The sequence below is a fragment of the Pantoea sp. SGAir0180 genome (assembly GCF_043546245.1).
Map to the genome: position 1 here is coordinate 520,648 of NZ_CP028071.1, position 20,511 is coordinate 541,158.

Annotated in this window: 19 protein-coding genes; 15 read left to right on the top strand and 4 right to left on the bottom strand. The window is 55.2% G+C overall.

Annotation, left to right across the window (positions count from 1 at the left end):
- The first annotated feature begins 35 nt into the window (after positions 1–35).
- Positions 36–785 (top strand): tRNA(1)(Val) (adenine(37)-N(6))-methyltransferase TrmN, encoded by a 750-nt coding sequence (locus tag C1N58_RS02645; RefSeq protein ID WP_054633313.1) that lies wholly within the window; start codon positions 36–38, stop codon positions 783–785.
- Here C1N58_RS02645 and nadB read toward each other — a convergent pair.
- Positions 770–2,431: an L-aspartate oxidase gene (nadB, locus tag C1N58_RS02650; RefSeq protein ID WP_394564551.1), complete on the bottom strand. Its 1,662-nt coding sequence runs from the start codon at positions 2,429–2,431 to the stop codon at positions 770–772. The genes C1N58_RS02645 and nadB overlap by 16 nt on opposite strands.
- Before the next feature lie 360 nt (positions 2,432–2,791).
- On the opposite strand from nadB, the gene rpoE reads away from it, so the two are divergent.
- From rpoE to acpS, 11 genes are all read left to right on the top strand, one after another.
- Positions 2,792–3,370 (top strand): RNA polymerase sigma factor RpoE, encoded by a 579-nt coding sequence (gene rpoE / locus C1N58_RS02655; protein WP_006120509.1) that lies wholly within the window; start codon positions 2,792–2,794, stop codon positions 3,368–3,370.
- A gap of 26 nt (positions 3,371–3,396) precedes the next feature.
- A complete protein-coding gene (rseA, locus tag C1N58_RS02660) occupies positions 3,397–4,050 on the top strand; it encodes an anti-sigma-E factor RseA (protein WP_054633315.1) in 654 nt (217 codons plus the stop codon).
- The gene (gene rseB / locus C1N58_RS02665; protein ID WP_006120511.1) at positions 4,050–5,006 is read left to right on the top strand and encodes a sigma-E factor regulatory protein RseB; all 957 of its coding nucleotides are present in this window, start codon (positions 4,050–4,052) and stop codon (positions 5,004–5,006) included. The genes rseA and rseB overlap by 1 nt, the downstream gene beginning before the upstream one ends.
- On the top strand, positions 5,003–5,467 hold the full coding sequence (rseC, locus tag C1N58_RS02670; RefSeq protein ID WP_039340029.1) for a SoxR-reducing system protein RseC: 465 nt from the start codon (positions 5,003–5,005) through the stop codon (positions 5,465–5,467). The genes rseB and rseC overlap by 4 nt, the downstream gene beginning before the upstream one ends.
- Positions 5,468–5,686: 219 nt before the next feature.
- A complete protein-coding gene (gene lepA / locus C1N58_RS02675) occupies positions 5,687–7,486 on the top strand; it encodes a translation elongation factor 4 (RefSeq protein WP_039340027.1) in 1,800 nt (599 codons plus the stop codon).
- A gap of 9 nt (positions 7,487–7,495) precedes the next feature.
- Positions 7,496–8,467 (top strand): signal peptidase I, encoded by a 972-nt coding sequence (gene lepB / locus C1N58_RS02680; RefSeq protein WP_394564552.1) that lies wholly within the window; start codon positions 7,496–7,498, stop codon positions 8,465–8,467.
- A gap of 130 nt (positions 8,468–8,597) precedes the next feature.
- The gene (gene rnc / locus C1N58_RS02685; RefSeq protein ID WP_006120517.1) at positions 8,598–9,278 is read left to right on the top strand and encodes a ribonuclease III; all 681 of its coding nucleotides are present in this window, start codon (positions 8,598–8,600) and stop codon (positions 9,276–9,278) included.
- A gap of 48 nt (positions 9,279–9,326) precedes the next feature.
- Positions 9,327–10,232: a GTPase Era gene (era, locus tag C1N58_RS02690; protein WP_033740928.1), complete on the top strand. Its 906-nt coding sequence runs from the start codon at positions 9,327–9,329 to the stop codon at positions 10,230–10,232.
- A 4-nt stretch (positions 10,233–10,236) separates the two neighbouring features.
- Positions 10,237–10,968 carry a DNA repair protein RecO gene (gene recO / locus C1N58_RS02695; RefSeq protein WP_039340024.1) on the top strand — a complete coding sequence of 244 codons (732 nt, stop codon included), beginning with the start codon at positions 10,237–10,239 and terminating at the stop codon, positions 10,966–10,968.
- A 72-nt stretch (positions 10,969–11,040) separates the two neighbouring features.
- Positions 11,041–11,772, top strand: a complete 732-nt coding sequence (gene pdxJ, locus C1N58_RS02700; protein ID WP_394550404.1) for a pyridoxine 5'-phosphate synthase — start codon at positions 11,041–11,043, stop codon at positions 11,770–11,772.
- A complete protein-coding gene (acpS, locus tag C1N58_RS02705) occupies positions 11,772–12,152 on the top strand; it encodes a holo-ACP synthase (protein ID WP_006120525.1) in 381 nt (126 codons plus the stop codon). Before pdxJ ends, acpS begins: the two co-directional genes overlap by 1 nt.
- Here acpS and C1N58_RS02710 read toward each other — a convergent pair.
- A complete protein-coding gene (locus C1N58_RS02710) occupies positions 12,149–12,397 on the bottom strand; it encodes a YfhL family 4Fe-4S dicluster ferredoxin (RefSeq protein WP_394564553.1) in 249 nt (82 codons plus the stop codon). The genes acpS and C1N58_RS02710 overlap by 4 nt on opposite strands.
- A 263-nt stretch (positions 12,398–12,660) precedes the next feature.
- Positions 12,661–13,500 carry a MurR/RpiR family transcriptional regulator gene (locus tag C1N58_RS02715; protein ID WP_006120655.1) on the bottom strand — a complete coding sequence of 280 codons (840 nt, stop codon included), beginning with the start codon at positions 13,498–13,500 and terminating at the stop codon, positions 12,661–12,663.
- 155 nt (positions 13,501–13,655) lie between these two features.
- On the opposite strand from C1N58_RS02715, the gene yfhb reads away from it, so the two are divergent.
- Both yfhb and tadA read left to right on the top strand, forming a co-directional pair.
- Positions 13,656–14,294, top strand: a complete 639-nt coding sequence (yfhb, locus tag C1N58_RS02720) for a phosphatidylglycerophosphatase C (protein ID WP_039340020.1) — start codon at positions 13,656–13,658, stop codon at positions 14,292–14,294.
- 72 nt (positions 14,295–14,366) lie between these two features.
- A complete protein-coding gene (gene tadA, locus C1N58_RS02725) occupies positions 14,367–14,861 on the top strand; it encodes a tRNA adenosine(34) deaminase TadA (protein WP_006120653.1) in 495 nt (164 codons plus the stop codon).
- Here the strand turns inward: tadA and mltF are convergent.
- Positions 14,858–16,315: a membrane-bound lytic murein transglycosylase MltF gene (gene mltF / locus C1N58_RS02730; protein ID WP_033740922.1), complete on the bottom strand. Its 1,458-nt coding sequence runs from the start codon at positions 16,313–16,315 to the stop codon at positions 14,858–14,860. The two genes, tadA and mltF, sit on opposite strands and share 4 nt — an antisense overlap.
- A gap of 270 nt (positions 16,316–16,585) precedes the next feature.
- Between mltF and purL the strand changes: the two genes are divergently transcribed.
- A complete protein-coding gene (gene purL / locus C1N58_RS02735; protein WP_394564554.1) occupies positions 16,586–20,476 on the top strand; it encodes a phosphoribosylformylglycinamidine synthase in 3,891 nt (1,296 codons plus the stop codon).
- Positions 20,477–20,511 lie beyond the last annotated feature (35 nt).

Here is a 20,511-nt window from a genome sequence, read left to right on the forward strand (position 1 = left end):
TATACGGCAGAAAAACAGGTGAATGGTCGCTGAGTATGATGCAGGACAAGCCGCAGGCGCGGCCGCAGTTAAAAAAGAACGGGTTTACCTTCAAGCAGTTTTTTGTCGCACACGATCGCTGTGCAATGAAGGTCGGTACTGATGGCATTCTGCTGGGCGCGTGGGCACCGGTCGCCGGGGTAAAGCGCATCCTTGATATCGGTACCGGTTCGGGCCTGATTGCGCTGATGCTGGCCCAGCGAACGCATTCTGATGTGGTGATCGATGCGGTGGAGCTCGATGCCGACGCTGCGCAACAGGCCAGCGAGAATGCCTGTCAGTCACCCTGGGCTGCGCGTATTCATGTTCATCAACAGGATATCGCGCAGTGGGCGGAAAACAGCAATACGCGCTATTCACTGATCGTCAGTAATCCGCCTTACTTTACACCTGGCGTGGCCTGCTCAACGTCGGCACGCGACAGCGCACGCGCGACCGGTACCTTAAACCATCAGACCTTATTACGTTGCGCAGCGTTGCTCATAGAAGAAGAGGGCTTCTTTTGTGTGATATTGCCTGAGACGACAGGGCAGGAGGTGATTGCGCAGGCACAATCGGAGGGCTGGCATCTGCGCTTTCGCTTCGATGTGGCGGAATATGCTCACCGTCCGCCGCATCGTGTATTGCTGGGGTTTTCACCCAGTCCGGGTGAAACCCTGTTTGAACGCCTGGCTATCCGCGATGCCGACCGGCAGTATTCTGACGCCTGGCAAAGCCTGACGCGTGACTTCTATTTGTTTATGTGATCGCCGGGCTGCAGGACGGTCGGTTGCGCTTCCGCCAGCGTATCGGGATAGTCGCGAATAAAATGCAGTCCGCGGCTCTCTTTGCGTTGCAGCGCACAACGCACCATCAGCTCTGCCACCTGTACCAGGTTGCGCAGTTCCAGCAGGTTGTTTGACAGCCGGAAGTGGCGATAGTACTCGTCGATTTCCTGTTGAAGCAGGCTGATGCGGCGCAACGCGCGTTCCAGCCGCTTAGTGGTACGGACAATGCCGACATAATCCCACATAAACAGCCGTAGCTCATGCCAGTTATGCTGAATGACCACGCGCTCATCGGCATCATCCACCTGGCTTTCATCCCATGCCGGTAAACGATCTACGGTCTCCGTTTCAGGTAAGATCCGCATCAGATCCTCCGCGGCAGACCAGCCATATACCAGACACTCCAGGACAGAATTTGAGGCGAGGCGGTTGGCACCGTGCAGCCCGGTATAACTGACTTCACCGATTGCATATAAAAAATCGATGTCGGTGCGGCCATGCCGATCGACGACCACGCCACCACAGGTGTAATGCGCGGCGGGCACCGCAGGGATTCTGTCCTTTGTCAGATCAAAGCCAAAGGTCAGCAGTTTTTCGTAAATCATCGGGAAGTGGGAACGGATGAAGGCCGGCGGCTGGTGGCTGATATCCAGATACATGCAGTCTACGCCCAGCCGTTTCATTTCATGATCGATGGCGCGGGCGACGATATCGCGCGGGGCCAGCTCCGCGCGTTCGTCGAAGTCAGGCATAAACCGCGAACCATCGGGCCGCACCAGCCAGGCGCCTTCGCCGCGCAGGGCTTCCGTCAGCAGAAAGTTTTGCGCCTGCGGATGAAACAGGCAGGTAGGGTGAAACTGGTTAAATTCCAGGTTAGCGACCCGGCATCCTGCTCGCCAGGCCATCGCAATGCCGTCACCAGAGGCGACATCAGGATTCGTGGTGTACTGATAAACTTTGGCCGCGCCGCCCGTGGCCAGCACGACGGCGCGCGCCTGGCAGGTTTCGACCCGTTCGCGATTGCGGTTCCAGATCCAGGCCCCCATTACCCGGCGGGGGCCCGGTAAGCCCAGTTTGTCTGACAGGATCAGATCCACCGCGTTAGTGCGTTCCAGGATGCGGATATTCGAATGACGCAACGCCTGGCCGACCAGCGTGGTTTCCACTTCCCGGCCGGTGGCGTCGGCGCTGTGCAGAATACGGCGATGGCTGTGGCCGCCTTCTCGCGTCAGGTGGTAACGCATTTCACCGCCGGCCTGAGGATCGGTATCAAACGCCACGCCATGATCGATCAGCCACTGCACGCAGTGCCGCGCATTGCTGGCGACAAATGAAACAGCCTCACGATCGCACAAGCCCGCCCCGGCAATCAGCGTGTCTTCAACGTGAGAATCCACGCTGTCAGTTTCATCAAACACTGCCGCAATGCCGCCCTGCGCATACAGCGTTGAGCCTTCATTAACCTGCGCTTTACTGAGCACAGTGACCCGGTAATGCGAGGCCAGCCGCAACGCCAGTGACAGTCCCGCCGCACCGCTGCCCACAATAAGCACATCACACTGATAATCTGAGGGGGAGAATGTTGTCATAGCGTTTAATTTACTAAACAAGAATGACCCGAGCATAAGCCTTTGATGGTTTTTTGTGAAGTATTTTGAACACGCAAGCAGGCGTAATAGCGGACTAAATCTAATTTATGAGATATATCAAATGGTTAGTTGTTTAACCGTTTAAAATCCGTTTTTCATACCAAACTTAATCGAATACAAGGATTTAAAGATGAAAAAGCGGCTGTCATAGGTTACTCTGCCTGCGATTTGCGCGTGTTACATTGAACGAAAATCAACAAACTGTGTAATCCTGCAGCAAAGCGGCCGAAAATGAACTTTTCGCCACGTAATGACTCAAAGCGCATGCTTGCTCAATAGCTGTGTGCTGGCAGTTCCTTAACGCATAAGAAAGTATTTGGGGAGACTTTACCTCGGATGAGCGAGCAGTTAGCGGACCAGGTTCTGGTTGAACGGGTTCAGAAGGGGGATCAAAAAGCTTTCAACTTACTGGTGATCCGTTACCAGCATAAAGTCGCGAGCCTGGTCTCACGGTATGTGCCTTCAGGCGATGTGCCTGACGTCGTTCAGGAATCATTTATTAAGGCGTATCGGGCACTGGATTCTTTCCGTGGCGATAGCGCGTTTTACACCTGGCTGTATCGGATTGCCGTGAATACAGCCAAAAACTATCTGGTTGCTCAGGGACGCCGTCCGCCTTCCAGCGATGTTGATGCAATTGATGCGGAAAATTTCGAAAGTGCGGGTGCGTTAAAAGAAATTTCGAACCCTGAGAACTTAATGTTGTCTGACGAACTGAAACAAATCGTCTTTCGTACCATCGAGGCGCTTCCTGAGGACTTGCGAATGGCAATTACCCTCAGGGAACTTGACGGTCTGAGCTATGAAGAGATCGCCGTCATTATGGATTGCCCGGTGGGCACGGTAAGGTCACGTATTTTCCGTGCACGTGAGGCCATTGATAATAAAGTTCAACCGCTTATCCAACGTCAGTGATAACGGCTACTGGAAGGGTATTAGGCATGCAGAAAGAAAAACTTTCCGCTTTAATGGATGGTGAGGCTTTAGATAACGCGCTGATTTCAGCCCTGTCTAAGGATGCAGATCTACAAAAAAGCTGGGAACGCTACCATCTGATTCGCGATACCATGCGTGGCGATGTTGGTGAACACCTGCATTTTGATATTTCTGCTCGCGTTGCCGCTGCCATCGAAAACGATCCACAGCGTAATGTGACGTCCCTGATTCCTGAAGCACAGCCCGAGCCTTCTCGCTGGGAAAAAATGCCGTTCTGGCACAAAGTTCGCCCCTGGGCGGCCCAGATTACGCAGGTCGGCGTCGCAGCCTGTGTTTCCCTGGCGGTAATTGTGGGTGTTCAGCACTATAACCAACCCACCAACGGCAGCGTGGAAAGCTCTGACTCACCGGTATTCAACACCTTGCCAGTGATGGGCAAAGCGTCACCTGTCAGTCTGGGGGTCCCCTCGGATATGTTTGGTTCAGGCAATGCCTCACAACAGGTGCAGGACCAGCGTCGCCGCGTGAACGCCATGCTGCAGGACTACGAACTTCAGCGCCGTCTGCACGCCGATCAGCTGCAGTTCGAAACCAATGCGCCAAAACAAGCGCAGGCCAATGTACCGGGTAATCAGTCATTAGGAATGCAGCAGCAGTAATGAAGCCGCTATGGTATGCCGTTAGTCTTCTGACGGGCAGCCTGTTGTGGTCCACTGCCGCCCCAGCGCAGGTTTCTGCGTCTGGGGCGTTATTACAGCAGATGGAGCAGGCAAGTCAGACGCTCAACTACGAATTCGCCTACATCAACGTTTCCCGTCTTGGTATGGAATCGCTCCGTTATCGTCACGCAGTAATCGACGATCGCGTCTATGCACAGATTCTGCAGATGGACGGTCCGCGTCGCGAAGTCATTCAGCGCGGCAACGACATCAGCTATTTCGAACCGGGTATTGAGCCTTTCTCGCTTCCCGGCAATCACATCGTCGATGCGTTGCCATCGATTATCTACGCCGACTTTGCCAAGCTTGATGCGGCTTATGACTTTATTACCGTCGGCCGTTCCCGCATTGCCGATCAGATGTGTGATGTGGTGCGCGTAGTGTCGCGCGATGGCACGCGCTACAGCTATGTTGTATGGCTGGATGTGGATACCAAGCTGCCGCTGCGCGTGGATCTGCTGGATCGTGACGGTGAAACGATGGAACAGTTTCGCGTGATCAGCTTCGCGGTGGATGATGGCGTACGCAACCTGATGCAGGGCCTTGAAAAAGCCAATCTGCCGCCGTCGCTCTCATTAACCAAATCAGACAACGCGACGCTGGACTGGGAGCCCGCCTGGCTTCCCGCAGGGATGACGCTCGTTTCCCAAAGCCGGCGTATGCTTCCCGCGTTAAATAAATCCCTTGAATCCCGGCTGTACAGCGATGGTCTGTTTAGCTTTGCTGTAAACGTTACGCCGGCAGATAAAAACAGCGTCGCACAGACATTGCGCACGGGACGTCGTACGGTGGAAACCGTAATACGCGATAATTACGAAATTACGGTCGTTGGCGAGTTACCGCCTGCGACGGCCAAACGTATCGCGGACAGTGTTAATCCTGGGGCAAAAAAATGATGAGAGAATGGGCCACCGTGGTGGCATGGCAGGATGGTATCGCCACACTGCATACCGAAGCCAAAACCTCCTGCAACAGCTGCCAGGCACGTAAAGGCTGTGGCAGCCATATGCTGAATAAGCTGGGGCCAAAGAATGCGCATGTGATGCAAATCGCCAGCAGCAAGCCCCTGGCTCCGGGCCAACGTGTCGAACTGGGCATCAAAGAGAGCAGCCTGCTCGGTTCGGCACTGCTGGTATACATGACGCCGCTGTTTGGCCTGTTTCTGTTCGCGGGGCTGTTCCAGGCCCTGTTCGGCAGCGACCTGGCCGCCGCCTGCGGCGCGCTGTTAGGCGGAGTTGGCGGCTTTATCGTCGCCAAAGGCATTTCCATGAAATTTGGCGATCGTGAGGCCTTCCAGCCGGTTATCCTCAATATCGCCTTGCCCCCAGATGCGCTTCGTGTTGAAAGCGAAGCCTGACCCCTGCTTAAGCCGCACTTGTTGCGGCTTTTGTCTTAAGCCTGACGTGCAAAAAACTGTTTCGTTTCCACGACGTTCCATTCTTTTATGCGCGGCCTTAACAGTGTAATATGCGTCGTCATTAATGAGGCTGACAGGATTGTGGGTTAAGAGCGATCTTCCTGAATGTGTCTGTGCTCAGGTTTCTAACTGATTCTCTACGTGAAGATATCTCTATAAATGAAGCACATAAGAAATTTCTCCATCATCGCCCACATTGACCACGGTAAATCCACGCTCTCTGACCGCTTGATTCAGATCTGTGGCGGATTAACTGACCGCGAGATGGCCGCGCAGGTTCTGGACTCAATGGACCTTGAGCGTGAACGTGGTATTACCATCAAAGCACAGAGCGTGACGCTCGATTACAAAGCCCAAGACGGCGAAACTTACCAGCTCAATTTTATCGACACGCCGGGACACGTTGACTTCTCATACGAAGTTTCCCGCTCACTGGCCGCCTGTGAGGGTGCGCTGCTGGTGGTGGATGCCGGACAGGGCGTTGAAGCGCAAACCCTGGCTAACTGCTACACCGCGATTGAGATGGATCTGGAAGTCGTGCCGGTGCTGAATAAAATTGATTTGCCTGCCGCCGATCCTGAACGTGCTGCACAGGAAATCGAAGATATTGTCGGTATTGATGCCACCGATGCCGTGCGTTGCTCGGCGAAAACCGGTGTCGGCGTACCTGAAGTGCTGGAGCGCCTGGTGCGCGATATTCCGCCGCCAGAAGGCGATCCGGAAGGGCCGCTGCAGGCACTGATTATCGACTCCTGGTTCGATAACTACCTGGGTGTTGTCTCGCTGGTTCGTGTGAAAAACGGCACCATGCGTAAAGGCGATAAAATCAAGGTACTGAGTACCGGCCAGGTTTATAACGCCGATCGACTGGGCATTTTCACGCCGAAGCAGGTTGACCGCACTGAACTGAACTGTGGTGAAGTCGGCTGGCTGGTCTGCGCCATTAAAGACATTCTGGGCGCGCCGGTGGGCGATACCCTGACAACAGCACGTAACCCGGCGGACAAAGCGCTGCCTGGCTTTAAAAAAGTGAAGCCACAGGTTTACGCCGGTCTGTTCCCGATTAGTTCTGATGACTACGAAGCGTTTCGTGATGCGCTGGGCAAGCTGAGCCTGAACGATGCTTCTCTGTTCTACGAGCCAGAGAGTTCAACCGCGCTGGGCTTTGGCTTCCGTTGCGGCTTCCTGGGTCTGCTGCACATGGAGATCATTCAGGAACGTCTGGAACGTGAGTACGATCTCGATCTGATCACGACCGCACCGACGGTGGTGTACGAAGTGGAAACCACGGGCGGCGAAGTCATTTATGTGGACAGCCCCTCGAAGCTGCCACCGCTCAATAACATTGAGGAGTTGCGTGAACCGATTGCGGAGTGTCACATGTTGCTGCCGCAGGAATACCTCGGCAACGTCATTACGCTGTGCATCGAGAAACGTGGCGTTCAGACAAATATGGTTTACCACGGCAATCAGGTTGCGCTGACCTATGAGATTCCAATGGCTGAAGTGGTGCTCGACTTCTTTGACCGTTTGAAATCAACATCGCGCGGCTATGCTTCACTGGACTACAATTTTAAACGTTTTCAGGCCTCTGACATGGTGCGCGTCGACGTGCTGATTAACTCAGAACGTGTTGATGCGCTGGCGCTGATTACCCACCGTGATAACGCACCTTATCGTGGACGTGAGCTGGTTGAGAAAATGAAAGACCTCATCCCACGTCAACAATTTGATATTGCGATTCAGGCGGCAATCGGCAACCACATTATCGCTCGCTCAACCGTTAAACAGCTGCGTAAGAACGTCCTTGCCAAGTGTTACGGCGGTGACGTCAGTCGTAAGAAAAAGCTGTTGCAGAAGCAGAAAGAGGGTAAGAAGCGAATGAAGCAGGTCGGTAACGTTGAACTGCCGCAGGAAGCATTCCTCGCCATTCTGCATGTCGGAAAAGACAGCAAATAAGGATCTTAAATGGCTAATATGTTCGCGCTAGTCCTGGCGATAGCGACATTGATTACTGGTATTCTCTGGGTGATCGATCGTATCAAGTGGGCACCACAGCGCCGGGCGCTGCAGGCGGCACAGGCGCAGTCAGGCGGCACGCTCGATAAAAAAACGCTGGCAAAAATGGCGCCTAAGCCGGGCTGGATTGAAACCGCTGCCTCCGTATTTCCGGTGCTGGCCGTGGTATTCTTTGTGCGCTCATTTGTGTATGAGCCTTTCCAGATCCCGTCAGGATCGATGATGCCCACGCTGCTGATTGGTGACTTTATTCTGGTCGAGAAGTTTGCTTACGGCATTAAAGATCCGATTACGCAAACCACGCTGATCCCTACCGCTCATCCTAAGCGTGGCGATATTGCGGTCTTTAAATACCCAAAAGATCCCAGCCTGGACTACATCAAGCGCGTGATTGGCCTGCCGGGCGATCGTGTAACCTATGATCCCTACAGTAAAACGCTGACTATTAATCCGGCCTGCGATAATGGCAAGCCTTGCAGCAAAGCGTTGCCCGTCACCTACAGCAACATTGAGCCAAGCAAGTTTGTTCAGACGTTTAGCGGGTTTGATGGTAACGAAGCCGGTAACGGGTTCTACCAGGTGCCGCTGAATGAAACCATGCGCGGTGGATTACGTCTGGCCACGCGCAAAGAAACGCTGGGCAATGTGACGCATGACATTCTTTTGGTGACGGAAGCACAAAGCCAGGCGAGCATGTACTATCAGCAGCCCGGCCAGCCGCAGGCGAGCTGGGTTGTGCCGCAGGGGCAGTATTTCATGATGGGTGATAACCGTGACAACAGCGCCGACAGTCGCTACTGGGGCTTTGTTCCCGAGCGCAATCTGGTCGGTAAAGCGGTCGCCATCTGGATGAGCTTTGAAAAACAAGAAGGGCAGTGGCCAACCGGCGTACGACTGAGTCGTATCGGCGGTATCCATTAAGCCAGCCTGAGAGTCAGGCAAAATAGGGTGGCCTCCGTCATGGGGGCCACTGCACACCAAACAGAATGTGTTGGATTCTCAGCCCTGTTTGGTATGCAGAGTGACAGACGCAAAACAGAACTGGAATCGCATGAACCCCATCCTGATTAACAAGCTTCAGCGCAAACTGGGCTACACTTTTACACATTCTGAACTTTTACAGCAGGCGTTGACGCATCGCAGCGCCAGTAGTAAGCATAACGAACGCCTGGAGTTTTTAGGCGATTCGATTCTGAGCTACGTGATTGCAAATGCGCTCTACCACCGTTTTCCGCGTGTGGATGAGGGCGACATGAGCCGCATGCGCGCGACGCTGGTGCGCGGTAATACGCTGGCAGAGATGGCGCGTGAATTCGATTTGGGTGAATGCCTACGTCTGGGGCCCGGCGAATTAAAAAGCGGCGGCTTCCGTCGTGAATCTATTCTGGCGGACACCGTGGAAGCGCTGATTGGTGGTGTCTTCCTCGACAGTAATATTCAGACGGTCGAAAAGCTGATCCTTGACTGGTATCAGACGCGCCTGGACGAAATCAGTCCGGGTGATAAACAAAAAGATCCGAAAACGCGCCTGCAGGAATACCTGCAGGGCCGTCATCTGCCGCTGCCAAGTTACTTAGTGGTGCAGGTTCGTGGCGAAGCCCACGATCAGGAATTTACCATTCACTGTCAGGTGAGTGGCATGGCAGAACCGGTGGTGGGCGTGGGCTCCAGCCGCCGTAAAGCTGAACAAGCAGCGGCTGAACAGGCGCTGATTAAACTTGGTCTGGAATAACAGTATTATCCCGGCGCCGCAACCGGCGCTGAAAACCTCAGGACTCGAATGAGCGAAAATGTTACATACAGCGGCTTTGTCGCGATAGTTGGCCGGCCTAACGTCGGTAAATCCACCTTACTGAACCAGTTACTGGGGCAGAAGGTTTCAATTACGTCGCGTAAGCCGCAAACCACCCGTCACCGCATTATGGGCATCCATACGGAAGGCGCTTATCAGGCGATTTACGTGGATACGCCCGGCCTGCATATGGAAGAGAAGCGGGCGATCAACCGCCTGATGAACCGTGCGGCCAGCAGTTCTATCGGTGACGTTGAACTGATCATCTTTGTGGTTGAAGGCACGCGCTGGACGCCCGACGACGAGATGGTGTTAAACAAGTTGCGCGATGGCAAAGTGCCGGTTCTGCTGGCGATCAATAAAATCGACAACATCCAGGATAAAAGCGTCCTGTTACCGCATCTGCAGTTCCTCAGTGAGCAGATGAACTTTATTGATATCGTGCCGGTTTCGGCCGAAAGCGGTAAAAATGTCGACACCATCGCCGCCATCGCCCGCAAGCATCTGCCGGAATCTGACCATCACTTCCCGGAAGATTACATTACCGATCGCTCACAGCGCTTTATGGCATCCGAAATTATCCGTGAAAAGCTGATGCGTTTCCTCGGTGCGGAACTGCCTTACTCGGTCACAGTCGAAATCGAACAGTTTGTGTCTAACGCGCGTGGCGGTTATGACATCAACGGTTTGATTCTGGTCGAGCGCGAAGGGCAGAAAAAAATGGTGATTGGCAATAAAGGCGCCAAAATCAAAACCATTGGTATTGAAGCGCGTAAGGACATGGAAGAGATGTTCGATGCCAAAGTGCATCTCGAACTGTGGGTTAAAGTTAAATCCGGCTGGGCAGATGACGAACGTGCGCTGCGTAGTCTGGGTTACACAGACGATCTCTGAATAAATGGAAGGCTGGCAACGCGCCTTTGTGCTGCATAGTCGTCCTTTCAGCGAAACCAGTCTGCTGCTTGACCTGTTTAGTGAAAGTGAAGGCCGTGTTCGTGTCCTGGCAAAAGGAGCGCGATCACGGCGTTCTCAGTTAAAAGGCACGCTTCAGCCTTTTACCCCGCTGCTGGTGCGCTGGAGCGGTCGTGGTGAGGTGAAAACGCTGCGCAATGCCGAAGCGGTTTCGCTTGCTCTCCCCCTCAGTGGTATCACGCTTTACTGCGGCCTGTACGTCAACGAGCTGTTGTCTCGGGTACTGGAACAGCACATCCCCTTTTCCGACCTGTTTTTTGACTATCTGCAATGTATCCAGACGCTGGCCGCCGCCGAGGGTTCACCCGAACCTGCACTGCGTCGTTTCGAGCTGGCGCTGTTGGGGCACCTTGGCTATGGCGTGGATTTCCTGCACTGCGCAGGCAGTGGTGAACCGGTCAGTGAAGACATGACCTACAGCTACCGGGAAGAAAAGGGCTTTATCGCCAGTCTGGTGCTCAATCAGCGCAGCTTTACAGGTAAACACCTGCAGGCGCTCTCCACGCGTGAATTTCCCGATGCGGATGCCCTGCGCGCGGCGAAGCGCTTTACCCGCATGGCGCTAAAACCCTATCTGGGGGGCAAGCCGTTAAAAAGTCAGGAGCTTTTCCGTCAGTTTACACCGAAAAAAAAGCCCGATATTGCCGGCGAGCCCTGATGCGGGTCGTAGCGGAATCGCATCAGGGCGCGTTACACTCCATACAATGACCATAATGAACCGAGGATTGTCATGGCTGAGTTACTGTTAGGCGTTAACATCGACCACATTGCTACCGTCCGCAACGCGCGTGGCACCCATTACCCTGATCCGGTCCAGGCGGCCTATATCGCCGAACAGGCGGGCGCGGATGGGATCACGGTGCACCTGCGGGAAGATCGCCGCCACATTACCGACCGCGACGTGCGTATTCTGCGTGATACCATCGAAACGCGGATGAATCTCGAAATGGCGGTCACCGATGAGATGCTGAATATCGCGTGTGATATCAAACCGCACTTCTGCTGCCTGGTGCCGGAAAAGCGTGAGGAAGTGACCACCGAAGGCGGACTGGATGTCGCCGGACAACAGGAAAAACTTAATGCCGCGGTAAAAAAACTCAGTGAGGCGGGCATTTTGGTATCCCTGTTTATCGATCCCGATCACCGGCAAATCGAAGCGGCTGTCACCAGCGGCGCGCCTTATATTGAAATTCATACCGGTGCCTATGCTGAAGCCCCTGAAGGCCCGGCACGCGACGCTGAGCTGGCCCGGATCCGTCAGGCGGCCACCTTTGCGGCCAGCCGCGGATTAAAAGTTAACGCCGGTCACGGTCTGACTTACCACAATGTCCTGCCGATTGCCGCGCTGCCGGAAATGCATGAGCTGAACATCGGTCATGCGATCATTGGTCGGGCGGTGATGAGCGGCCTGCCTGACGCCGTCAAAGCCATGAAACAGCTGCTGCGAGAAGCGCGTCGCTAATGGCTATTCTGGGACTGGGCAGCGATATCGTCGAAATAGAGCGGATTGCCGATGTGATTTCTCGCTCTGGCGATCGACTGGCGCGTCGCGTGCTGAGTGAGGCCGAATGGCAGCAGTATCAGCAGCATCGTCAGCCGGTGCGTTTTCTGGCTAAACGTTTCGCCGTTAAAGAAGCGGCAGCCAAAGCGTTTGGCACCGGCATTCGCGGCGGACTGGCATTCAATCAGTTTGAAGTTTACAACGATGCGCTGGGTAAACCGCTCCTGCGTTTTTTCGATCATGCTGCTGAGGTGGCGCAGCGGCTGGGTGTACAGCATGTCCATGTCACCCTGGCCGACGAGCGCCACTATGCCTGTGCTACGGTCATTATCGAAAGCTAACCGTGCAGGGCAACAAACTTATCCCACAGCGCATCGCGTGATTCGATGTGCTGGGGATCCGTCACAATGGTGTTATCAATAGGGCAAACCCGCTGGCAGGTCGGCACATCATAATGTCCCACACATTCGGTACAGCGGCTCACCTCAATCTCATAAATCATCTGACCCATCGAAATAGCCTGGTTCGGGCATTCGGGTTCACACATATCGCAGTTAATGCATCGTTCTGTAATCAGTAAAGACATCGCGGTTTCTGAGTCAGTAAAGGGAGCAGGGCGTTTCTGCGGCGAACAAGTATGCTCGCCACAGCACCCGAAATAACGCCGTTATAGCACGATGGATCGCCTTCTCCTCGTCACTCAACTAAGGGATCCGGGTCAGGCGCGCTACGCTGCGTACAATAACACAGCGTGTTCCTCGCAAACATGATGCAGATAAATGAACACTCATGTAAGCGGAACGTTACCGGGCCGTTATGAGGATATCGCGCGCCCTGAGCCCGGCGCGGCTAAATCAGCTTCTTCACCAGCGCCTCGCTGTGGCGAATATGGCTGGACGCGCGCTCAGGATCGTTCTGTACCAGCGCCATAAAGAGCAGGTCCGTTAATGCCAGCTGGGCGGTAGTCGAGGAGATCGCGGCGCTGCGCGTACTTTGTTCCTCTGCAACGGTGTACAGGCAGTGCGTGGCGCACTGCTGCAGTGTGTTAGGCGTGAAGCCGGTAAAGGCCAGCACGTCCGCGCCCACCCGCACTGCTTCCTGCGCGGCCAGGTTAATCTCACGACGTTCACCCGTGTAAGAGATCGCCAGCAGCACATCGCCGGATGACATGGCCTGTACGCTGGCCAGCAGCGCGTGCATGTCCTGCTCCGCGACGGCATTGATACCAATCTTCATCAGCTTCCAGGAAAAATCTTTTGCCACCAGGCCGGATGCGCCGATTCCGACCAGTAAAATACGGCGTGCGCGCTTAAGCAGCTGCAAGACGGCATTCAGCTTCTCTTCGCTGTTGATATCCAGGGTCGCGCGAATGGCCGACAGCTTTTCTGTCAGTAATTTTTCGCCCACAGCCTTAAGGGGATCGTCACTGAGGATCTGATTATGCACGGTGATGGCATCTTTATCGGCCAGCGATTCGCTCAGTGCCAGCTTGAGTGCCGGAAAACCTTTATATCCCAGTTTTTGCGCAAACTTAACGACGCTGGACTGACTGACGCCAGCTTCTTCTGCCAGCTTTTGTGAACTTAAATGCCGTGCCCGATCCGGTTGTGACAGTAAAAAATCCGCCAGCCGGCGTTCGTTCAGCGCCAGTGAAGGATAAAGCTGGCGAATGCGCAGCAATGAACTCATGCCCAGTCCTCATGATGTAGCGGTGCGTCCGCAAGGAATAAATGATTCTAAAAGCATTGTAGCCACTGGAATAAAAAATGACAGTCATCGCCTCGCTGCGCGAAGATGACTACAATAGAGGCTGTTGATGCATATTCGTTAAAAAGGAGAGCTGTTTGACCAACGAGAGACAACGTCGCGTGGTGTTTTTCGACCTTGATGGCACATTGCACCAACAGGATATGTTTGGCACTTTCATGCGCTATTTGCTGCGCCGCAAGCCCCTGAATCTGCTACTGGTCGTGCCTTTGCTGCCCGTCGTCGGCGCGGGGCTGCTGTTCAAAGGGCGTGCGGCCCGCTGGCCGATGAGCCTGTTGCTCTGGTCAATCACCTTTGGCCGATCTGAAACCACCCTGTTACGACTGGAGGCCGAGTTTGCTCAGTGGTTTCGCCAGCGCGTGAAAGCGTTTCCGGTGGTGCAGAAGCGTCTCAGCGAGTACCTCAGCAGCGATGATGCGGATGTGTGGCTGATTACGGGCTCGCCGCAGTCGCTGGTGGAGCAGGTCTATTACGATTCGGCGTTTCTGCCCAGAGTAAAGTTGATTGCCAGCCAGATGCAGCGCGGCCTGGGGGGGCGCGTACTGAAATTGCGCTGTCTGGGCCACGAAAAAGTGGTGCAGTTAGAAGAACACATCGGCACACCACTGCAACTCTATAGTGGTTACAGCGACAGCAAGCAGGACAACCCGTTATTGTTCTTTTGTCAGCACCGCTGGCGCGTCACGCCGGCGGGTGAATTGCAGCAGTTAGAATAACCTGTACTGTGCTTCGGTTTTGCCGGCATGCCCGGTATAATGCGCCGCTTTTTGCTGCCGGGAGTGGTTCGTGTGACACAAGAACAAGATGAATACTGGATGCGCCGGGCGCTGACGCTGGCGCAACGCGCATGGGATGAGGGCGAGGTGCCGGTAGGCGCCGTCCTGGTTCACGGCGACCGCGTCATTGGCGAAGGCTGGAACCGGCCTATCGGTCAGCATGATCCCACCGCGCACGCAGAGATTATGGCGCTTCGTCAGGGCGGGAAAGTACTGGAAAATTACCGTCTGCTGGATACCACGCTTTATGTGACGCTGGAGCCGTGCGTCATGTGCGCCGGCGCGATGGTGCATAGCCGGATAGGTCGTCTGGTTTATGGCGCGCACGATGTGAAAACCGGCGCAGCCGGTTCGCTGATTGACGTGCTGGGCCATCCGGGGATGAACCATCAGGTAAGGTTAGATCACGGCGTGCTGGAAGACGCGTGCGCGGCGCTGCTGAGCGACTTTTTCCGCATGCGTCGTCAGCAACAAAAAGCGCTGCGACAGGCGCAGCGCGAAAGCTAATTCATTGCCACTTGTGGCGAAACGGCAGGATAGCCTTTGCCCATCTCCGCTTCCAGCGCGGCCTGCTGGGCAAGGCGCTTTTCCTGCTCCTGCAAATAGCCCACCAGGCTAATCTCATATTTACGAATATTTTCCACGTAGTTATACGCTTCCTGGCCCCGCGCGTAGCCGTAGGTCGTTTGCGCGTAATAACGCTTCTGGCTCAGCATCGGCAGGCGCAGTTTCACATCAGCCCAACTGTCCGGGTTGCCACCCTGTTTTGCCGTGAGCTTACGGGCATCCAGCATATGAGCATAACCCATGTTGTAGGCGGCCAGCGCAAACCAGATACGTTCGTCTTCCGGAATGGACTGCGGGACTTTATCCATCATATTTTGCAGATACTGGCTGCCGCCGCGAATACTTTGCTCAGGATCGGTTCGATCGCCCACTTCCACGCTGTCGGCGGTATTGCGCGTCAGCATCATCATGCCGCGCACGCCGGTCGGTGATGTCGCCTGCGGATTCCAGTGTGATTCCTGATAGGAGATAGCGGCCAGCAAACGCCAGTCGATATTACTGGCGTATTTCTCAAATAACGGTTTGATATCAGGCAGAACCGTATCAATCGCACGCAGGAAGGTGCGCGTATCCACATAATCAAAGGTGCCAACGTGCCCGAGGTATTTCTCTTCCAGCCGCGCCATTGCGCCTTCTTCGCCCATGCCATTAAAGAAATCCAGCATGGCCGCGTTCAGGCTGTCGTCGCTTTCGCGGGGCATATACCACGTCACCGGCTCTTCATCCGTGACGTCAAAGGCGACCGCCAGTTGTGGATGGATGCGCTGAAGCAGTGCGATGGTGACGGAATCGCCAATCGTATAATCCAGCTTGCCCTCGGCGACGGCCTCAAGTAGCGCTTTCGGGCTTTGATCGGTCGAGATAGCCCAGTCAAGGTCGGGATAGTGATCCGCTCTGGCGCTCTTAAGTGTAGACAGATAAGCCGATCCGGAGGCAACGACGAGCCGTCCCTTTAAATCGCCCAGGTTTTTCGGGCGAGTTTTATCCACACGATAAACCAACTGCTGGGAAACGCTGTAATAGCTGGGGCCCGTCTGATAGCGGTTCAGTCGCTCATTATTATAGATAAGGCCTGCGGCCAGCAAATCGGCTTTGCCGTCGTCAAGCGCATCAAACAGGTCGCTGATATTCGCGCGCACCGTGATTTCCAGCCTGACGCCCAGATAACGGGCGAAACGCTTCGCCAGCTCGTAATCCATCCCGGCCGGTGCTTTATTCACGGTGTAGTAAGTCAACGGCGAGTTTACGGTACTGACCCGTAGCACTCCCCGTGATTTAATCTGTGAAATCGTATCCTGCCCGCTCCCATGCCAGGGAATGGACGGCCACAGTGCCAGTGCTAACAGCACGGTGAGCAGACCGATAAACAGATAATTTAATTTCAGGCGTTTCAAATAGTTATCTCTCGATGGCTCCAAGGCCTCTGTCTTTTAAGGCAGTATTGATCTTGTTTTAACTCCCAGAGCGAGGGGCATTTTGCGCAACAAACTGAGGCAGAGCAACTTATAAAGCAATTTTTGCGCAATTATCAGCCAAATCTTGTTGGCCATAAATTTTGCGCAAACGGTTTCGTCGCGGAGTGGCTTTCTCTATAATACGCCCCGTTTTCCCCCTGTTGCGCCCAATGAAGCGTCGCACCCGGCGTTTCAAAGACGAGAGATCTTATGATGGAAATTCTGCGTGGTTCGCCCGCCCTGTCGGCATTTCGTGTAAACAAACTGCTGGCCCGCTTTCAGGACGCTCATCTGCCGGTGAGTGATATTTACGCTGAGTACGTCCATTTTGCCGATGTCAGCGCGCCGTTGAGTGAGGATGAAAAATCCCGTCTGCAGCGCCTGCTCAAGTACGGTCCTTCTCTCGCTGAACATGCGCCACAAGGGCGTTTGCTGCTGGTCACGCCACGTCCAGGCACCATTTCGCCATGGTCTTCAAAAGCGACAGATATTGCGCATAACTGCGATCTGTCACAGGTCCGTCGACTGGAGCGCGGTCTGGCGTTTTATGTTCAGGCACCCCAGTTGACGGAAACCCAGTGGCAAACGCTGTCAGCGCTGCTGCATGACCGCATGATGGAAACGGTGTACAGCGACCTCCATCAGGCCGAACAACTGTTTGCCCACCACGAACCTCAGCCGGTCAAAAGCGTTGATGTGTTGGGTGAAGGCCGTCAGGCACTGGTTCATGCCAATACATCGCTGGGCCTGGCGCTGGCAGACGACGAAATTGACTACCTTCTGGCAGCCTTTACGAAGCTGGGCCGTAACCCTAACGACATCGAACTCTATATGTTTGCTCAGGCGAACTCCGAGCACTGTCGTCACAAGATTTTTAACGCCGACTGGATTATTGACGGCGAAAAACAGCCGAAATCGCTGTTTAAAATGATTAAGAACACCTTTGAGCAAACGCCGGATTATGTCCTGTCGGCTTATAAAGACAATGCGGCGGTGATGGAAGGCTCTGAAGTAGGACGCTTCTTTGCGGATGCCGAAAACGGGGAATATGGCTACCACCAGGAAGCGGCGCATATTCTGATGAAGGTCGAAACGCATAACCATCCTACGGCGATTTCGCCGTGGCCTGGCGCGGCAACCGGCTCCGGCGGCGAAATTCGTGACGAAGGGGCGACCGGACGGGGCGCGAAGCCGAAAGCCGGTCTGGTCGGCTTCTCGGTGTCGAACCTGCGTATTCCGGGCTTTGAGCAGCCGTGGGAAGAGGATTTTGGCAAGCCCGCGCGCATCGTCAGCGCACTGGACATTATGACTGAAGGCCCTCTGGGCGGCGCGGCGTTTAACAACGAGTTTGGCCGTCCTGCATTGAATGGCTATTTCCGTACCTATGAAGAACAGGTCAACAGCCACAACGGCACCGAACTGCGCGGTTACCACAAGCCGATTATGCTGGCGGGTGGCATCGGGAACATCCGTGCCGATCACGTCCAGAAAGGCGAGATTACTGTCGGGGCAAAGCTGATCGTACTGGGTGGATCGGCAATGAATATCGGTCTGGGCGGCGGGGCGGCCTCATCTATGGCGTCGGGCCAGTCTGACGCTGATCTCGATTTTGCCTCCGTACAGCGTGATAACCCGGAAATGGAACGGCGTTGCCAGGAAGTGATTGACCGCTGCTGGCAGTTAGGCGACGACAACCCGATTCTGTTTATCCACGATGTCGGTGCGGGCGGGCTGTCGAACGCCATGCCTGAGCTGGTCAGCGATGGCGGTCGCGGTGGACGTTTCAACCTGCGTGATATCCTCAGCGATGAGCCAGGGATGAGCCCGCTGGAAGTCTGGTGTAATGAATCGCAAGAGCGTTACGTCATGGCGGTGGCACCCGAAAAGCTGGCTGAATTTGCGGCGATTTGCGAGCGTGAGCGCGCGCCTTTTGCGGTTATCGGTGAAGCCACAGAAGAGCAGCATCTGACGCTCAACGACAGCCACTTTGATAACAGCCCAATTGATATGCCGCTGGATGTGCTGTTGGGGAAAACCCCGAAAATGACACGCGATGTCGTCAAACAGCAGGCGCAGGGCACACCGTTACACCGTGATGGCATCGTCTTAACGGAGGCGGTGAATCGCGTTCTGCACTTACCGACCGTGGCGGAAAAAACCTTTCTGATCACCATCGGCGATCGCAGCGTGACCGGCATGGTGGCACGGGATCAGATGGTAGGACCCTGGCAGATCCCGGTAGCCAACTGTGCGGTCACGACCGCCAGCCTCGACAGCTATCATGGTGAAGCGTTCGCTCTGGGCGAACGCGCGCCGGTGGCGCTGCTCGACTTTGCCGCCTCAGCACGACTGGCGGTTGGTGAAGCGCTGACAAACCTGGCCGCCACGCCCGTGGGGTCATTGAAGCGTGTGAAACTCTCGGCAAACTGGATGTCAGCCGCGGGTCATCCGGGCGAAGATGCGGGCCTGTATGACGCCGTGAAAGCTGTCGGTGAGGAGCTGTGTCCGGCACTGGGCATTACTATCCCGGTGGGTAAAGACTCCATGTCGATGAAAACCCGCTGGCAGGAAGGCACTGAACAACGCGAAATGACGTCGCCGCTGTCGCTGGTGATTACCGCCTTTGCTCGTGTCGAAGATGTTCGTCGCAACGTGACGCCTCAACTGATGGCGGATCAGGACAACCTGCTTCTGCTGATCGATCTGGGTAACGGTGCCAATACCCTGGGCGCAACCGCGCTGGCGCAGGTGTATCGTCAACTGGGCGACAAGCCTGCCGATGTACGTGATGCACAGCAGCTGGCAGGCTTCTTTAATGCGATGCAGGCGCTGGTCAGCCAACAGAAACTATTGGCCTACCATGACCGTTCCGATGGGGGCCTGCTGGTCACGCTGGCAGAAATGGCCTTTACCGGTCACTGCGGTGTAGATGTTGATATCGCGGCGCTGGGCAGTGATGCGCTGGCGGCGCTGTTTACTGAGGAACTGGGTGCAGTCATTCAGATCAAGGCCGCCGATCGTGAAGGTGTCGAGCAGATTCTGGCTCAACATGGACTGGCGCAGTGCAGTCATGTGCTGGGCAGCGCACAGCTGGGCGATCGCTTCGTGATTCGTTCAGGCGACAGTGCTGTGTACAGCGAAAGTCGCACCACGCTGCGTACCTGGTGGGCGGAAACCACCTGGCAGATGCAGCGTCTGCGTGATAACCCGGCCTGTGCTGATCAGGAACATCAGGCAAAACAGGACGACAACGATCCGGGTCTTAACGTCAGCCTGACCTTCAGGCCGGAAGAGGACGTTGCCGCGCCGATGATTGCGACAGGTGCCCGTCCGCGGGTGGCCGTGCTGCGTGAGCAGGGTGTTAACTCTCATGTGGAAATGGCCGCAGCCTTTGACCGCGCAGGCTTTACCGCCGTGGACGTTCATATGAGCGATCTGCTGGCAGGACGCATCGATCTGGAACGTTTCCAGGCGTTAGTGGCCTGTGGTGGCTTCTCTTACGGTGACGTACTGGGAGCCGGTGAGGGCTGGGCGAAATCTATCCTGTTCAACCCGCGTGTGCGCGATCAGTTCGAAGCCTTCTTCCATCGTCCGCAAACGCTGGCGCTGGGTGTTTGCAACGGTTGCCAGATGATGTCCAACCTGCGCGAGCTGATTCCTGGCAGCGAACTGTGGCCGCGCTTCGTGCGTAATCAGTCTGAGCGCTTTGAAGCGCGCTTCAGCCTGGTTGAAGTGGCCGCCAGCCCGTCATTACTGCTGGATGGCATGGCGGGTTCGCGGATGCCTGTTGCGGTATCACACGGAGAAGGTTTTGTAGAAGTGCGCGATGGTACTCACCTGGCGGCGCTGGAATCCAAAGGGCTGGTGGCGCTGCGCTTTGTGGACAATAGCGGTAAGGTGACGGAAACCTATCCGGCCAACCCGAACGGTTCGCCAAATGGCATCACTGCCGTGACCAACGAAAGCGGGCGCGTCACCATTATGATGCCGCATCCTGAGCGTGTTTTCCGTACGGTCAGCAACTCCTGGCATCCGGCGGAGTGGGGGGAAGACAGCCCATGGATGCGCATTTTCCGTAACGCGCGCAAACAACTGGGTTAATTGTCGTAAAAAAAATGGGGAGGCCATGTGCCTCC

Excerpts from the sequence above, each read along its gene's own strand:
- acpS (WP_006120525.1), top strand. The coding sequence starts at position 11,772 with ATGGCTATTCTGGGACTGGGCAGCGATATCGTCGAAATAGAGCGGATT.
- nadB (WP_394564551.1), bottom strand. The coding sequence starts at position 2,431 with ATGCTCGGGTCATTCTTGTTTAGTAAATTAAACGCTATGACAACATTC.
- purL (WP_394564554.1), top strand. The coding sequence starts at position 16,586 with ATGATGGAAATTCTGCGTGGTTCGCCCGCCCTGTCGGCATTTCGTGTA.
- recO (WP_039340024.1), top strand. The coding sequence starts at position 10,237 with ATGGAAGGCTGGCAACGCGCCTTTGTGCTGCATAGTCGTCCTTTCAGC.
- rnc (WP_006120517.1), top strand. The coding sequence starts at position 8,598 with ATGAACCCCATCCTGATTAACAAGCTTCAGCGCAAACTGGGCTACACT.
- C1N58_RS02710 (WP_394564553.1), bottom strand. The coding sequence starts at position 12,397 with ATGTCTTTACTGATTACAGAACGATGCATTAACTGCGATATGTGTGAA.
- rpoE (WP_006120509.1), top strand. The coding sequence starts at position 2,792 with ATGAGCGAGCAGTTAGCGGACCAGGTTCTGGTTGAACGGGTTCAGAAG.
- lepA (WP_039340027.1), top strand. The coding sequence starts at position 5,687 with ATGAAGCACATAAGAAATTTCTCCATCATCGCCCACATTGACCACGGT.
- C1N58_RS02715 (WP_006120655.1), bottom strand. The coding sequence starts at position 13,500 with ATGAGTTCATTGCTGCGCATTCGCCAGCTTTATCCTTCACTGGCGCTG.
- rseA (WP_054633315.1), top strand. The coding sequence starts at position 3,397 with ATGCAGAAAGAAAAACTTTCCGCTTTAATGGATGGTGAGGCTTTAGAT.
- lepB (WP_394564552.1), top strand. The coding sequence starts at position 7,496 with ATGGCTAATATGTTCGCGCTAGTCCTGGCGATAGCGACATTGATTACT.
- rseC (WP_039340029.1), top strand. The coding sequence starts at position 5,003 with ATGATGAGAGAATGGGCCACCGTGGTGGCATGGCAGGATGGTATCGCC.
- rseB (WP_006120511.1), top strand. The coding sequence starts at position 4,050 with ATGAAGCCGCTATGGTATGCCGTTAGTCTTCTGACGGGCAGCCTGTTG.
- era (WP_033740928.1), top strand. The coding sequence starts at position 9,327 with ATGAGCGAAAATGTTACATACAGCGGCTTTGTCGCGATAGTTGGCCGG.
- pdxJ (WP_394550404.1), top strand. The coding sequence starts at position 11,041 with ATGGCTGAGTTACTGTTAGGCGTTAACATCGACCACATTGCTACCGTC.
- C1N58_RS02645 (WP_054633313.1), top strand. The coding sequence starts at position 36 with ATGATGCAGGACAAGCCGCAGGCGCGGCCGCAGTTAAAAAAGAACGGG.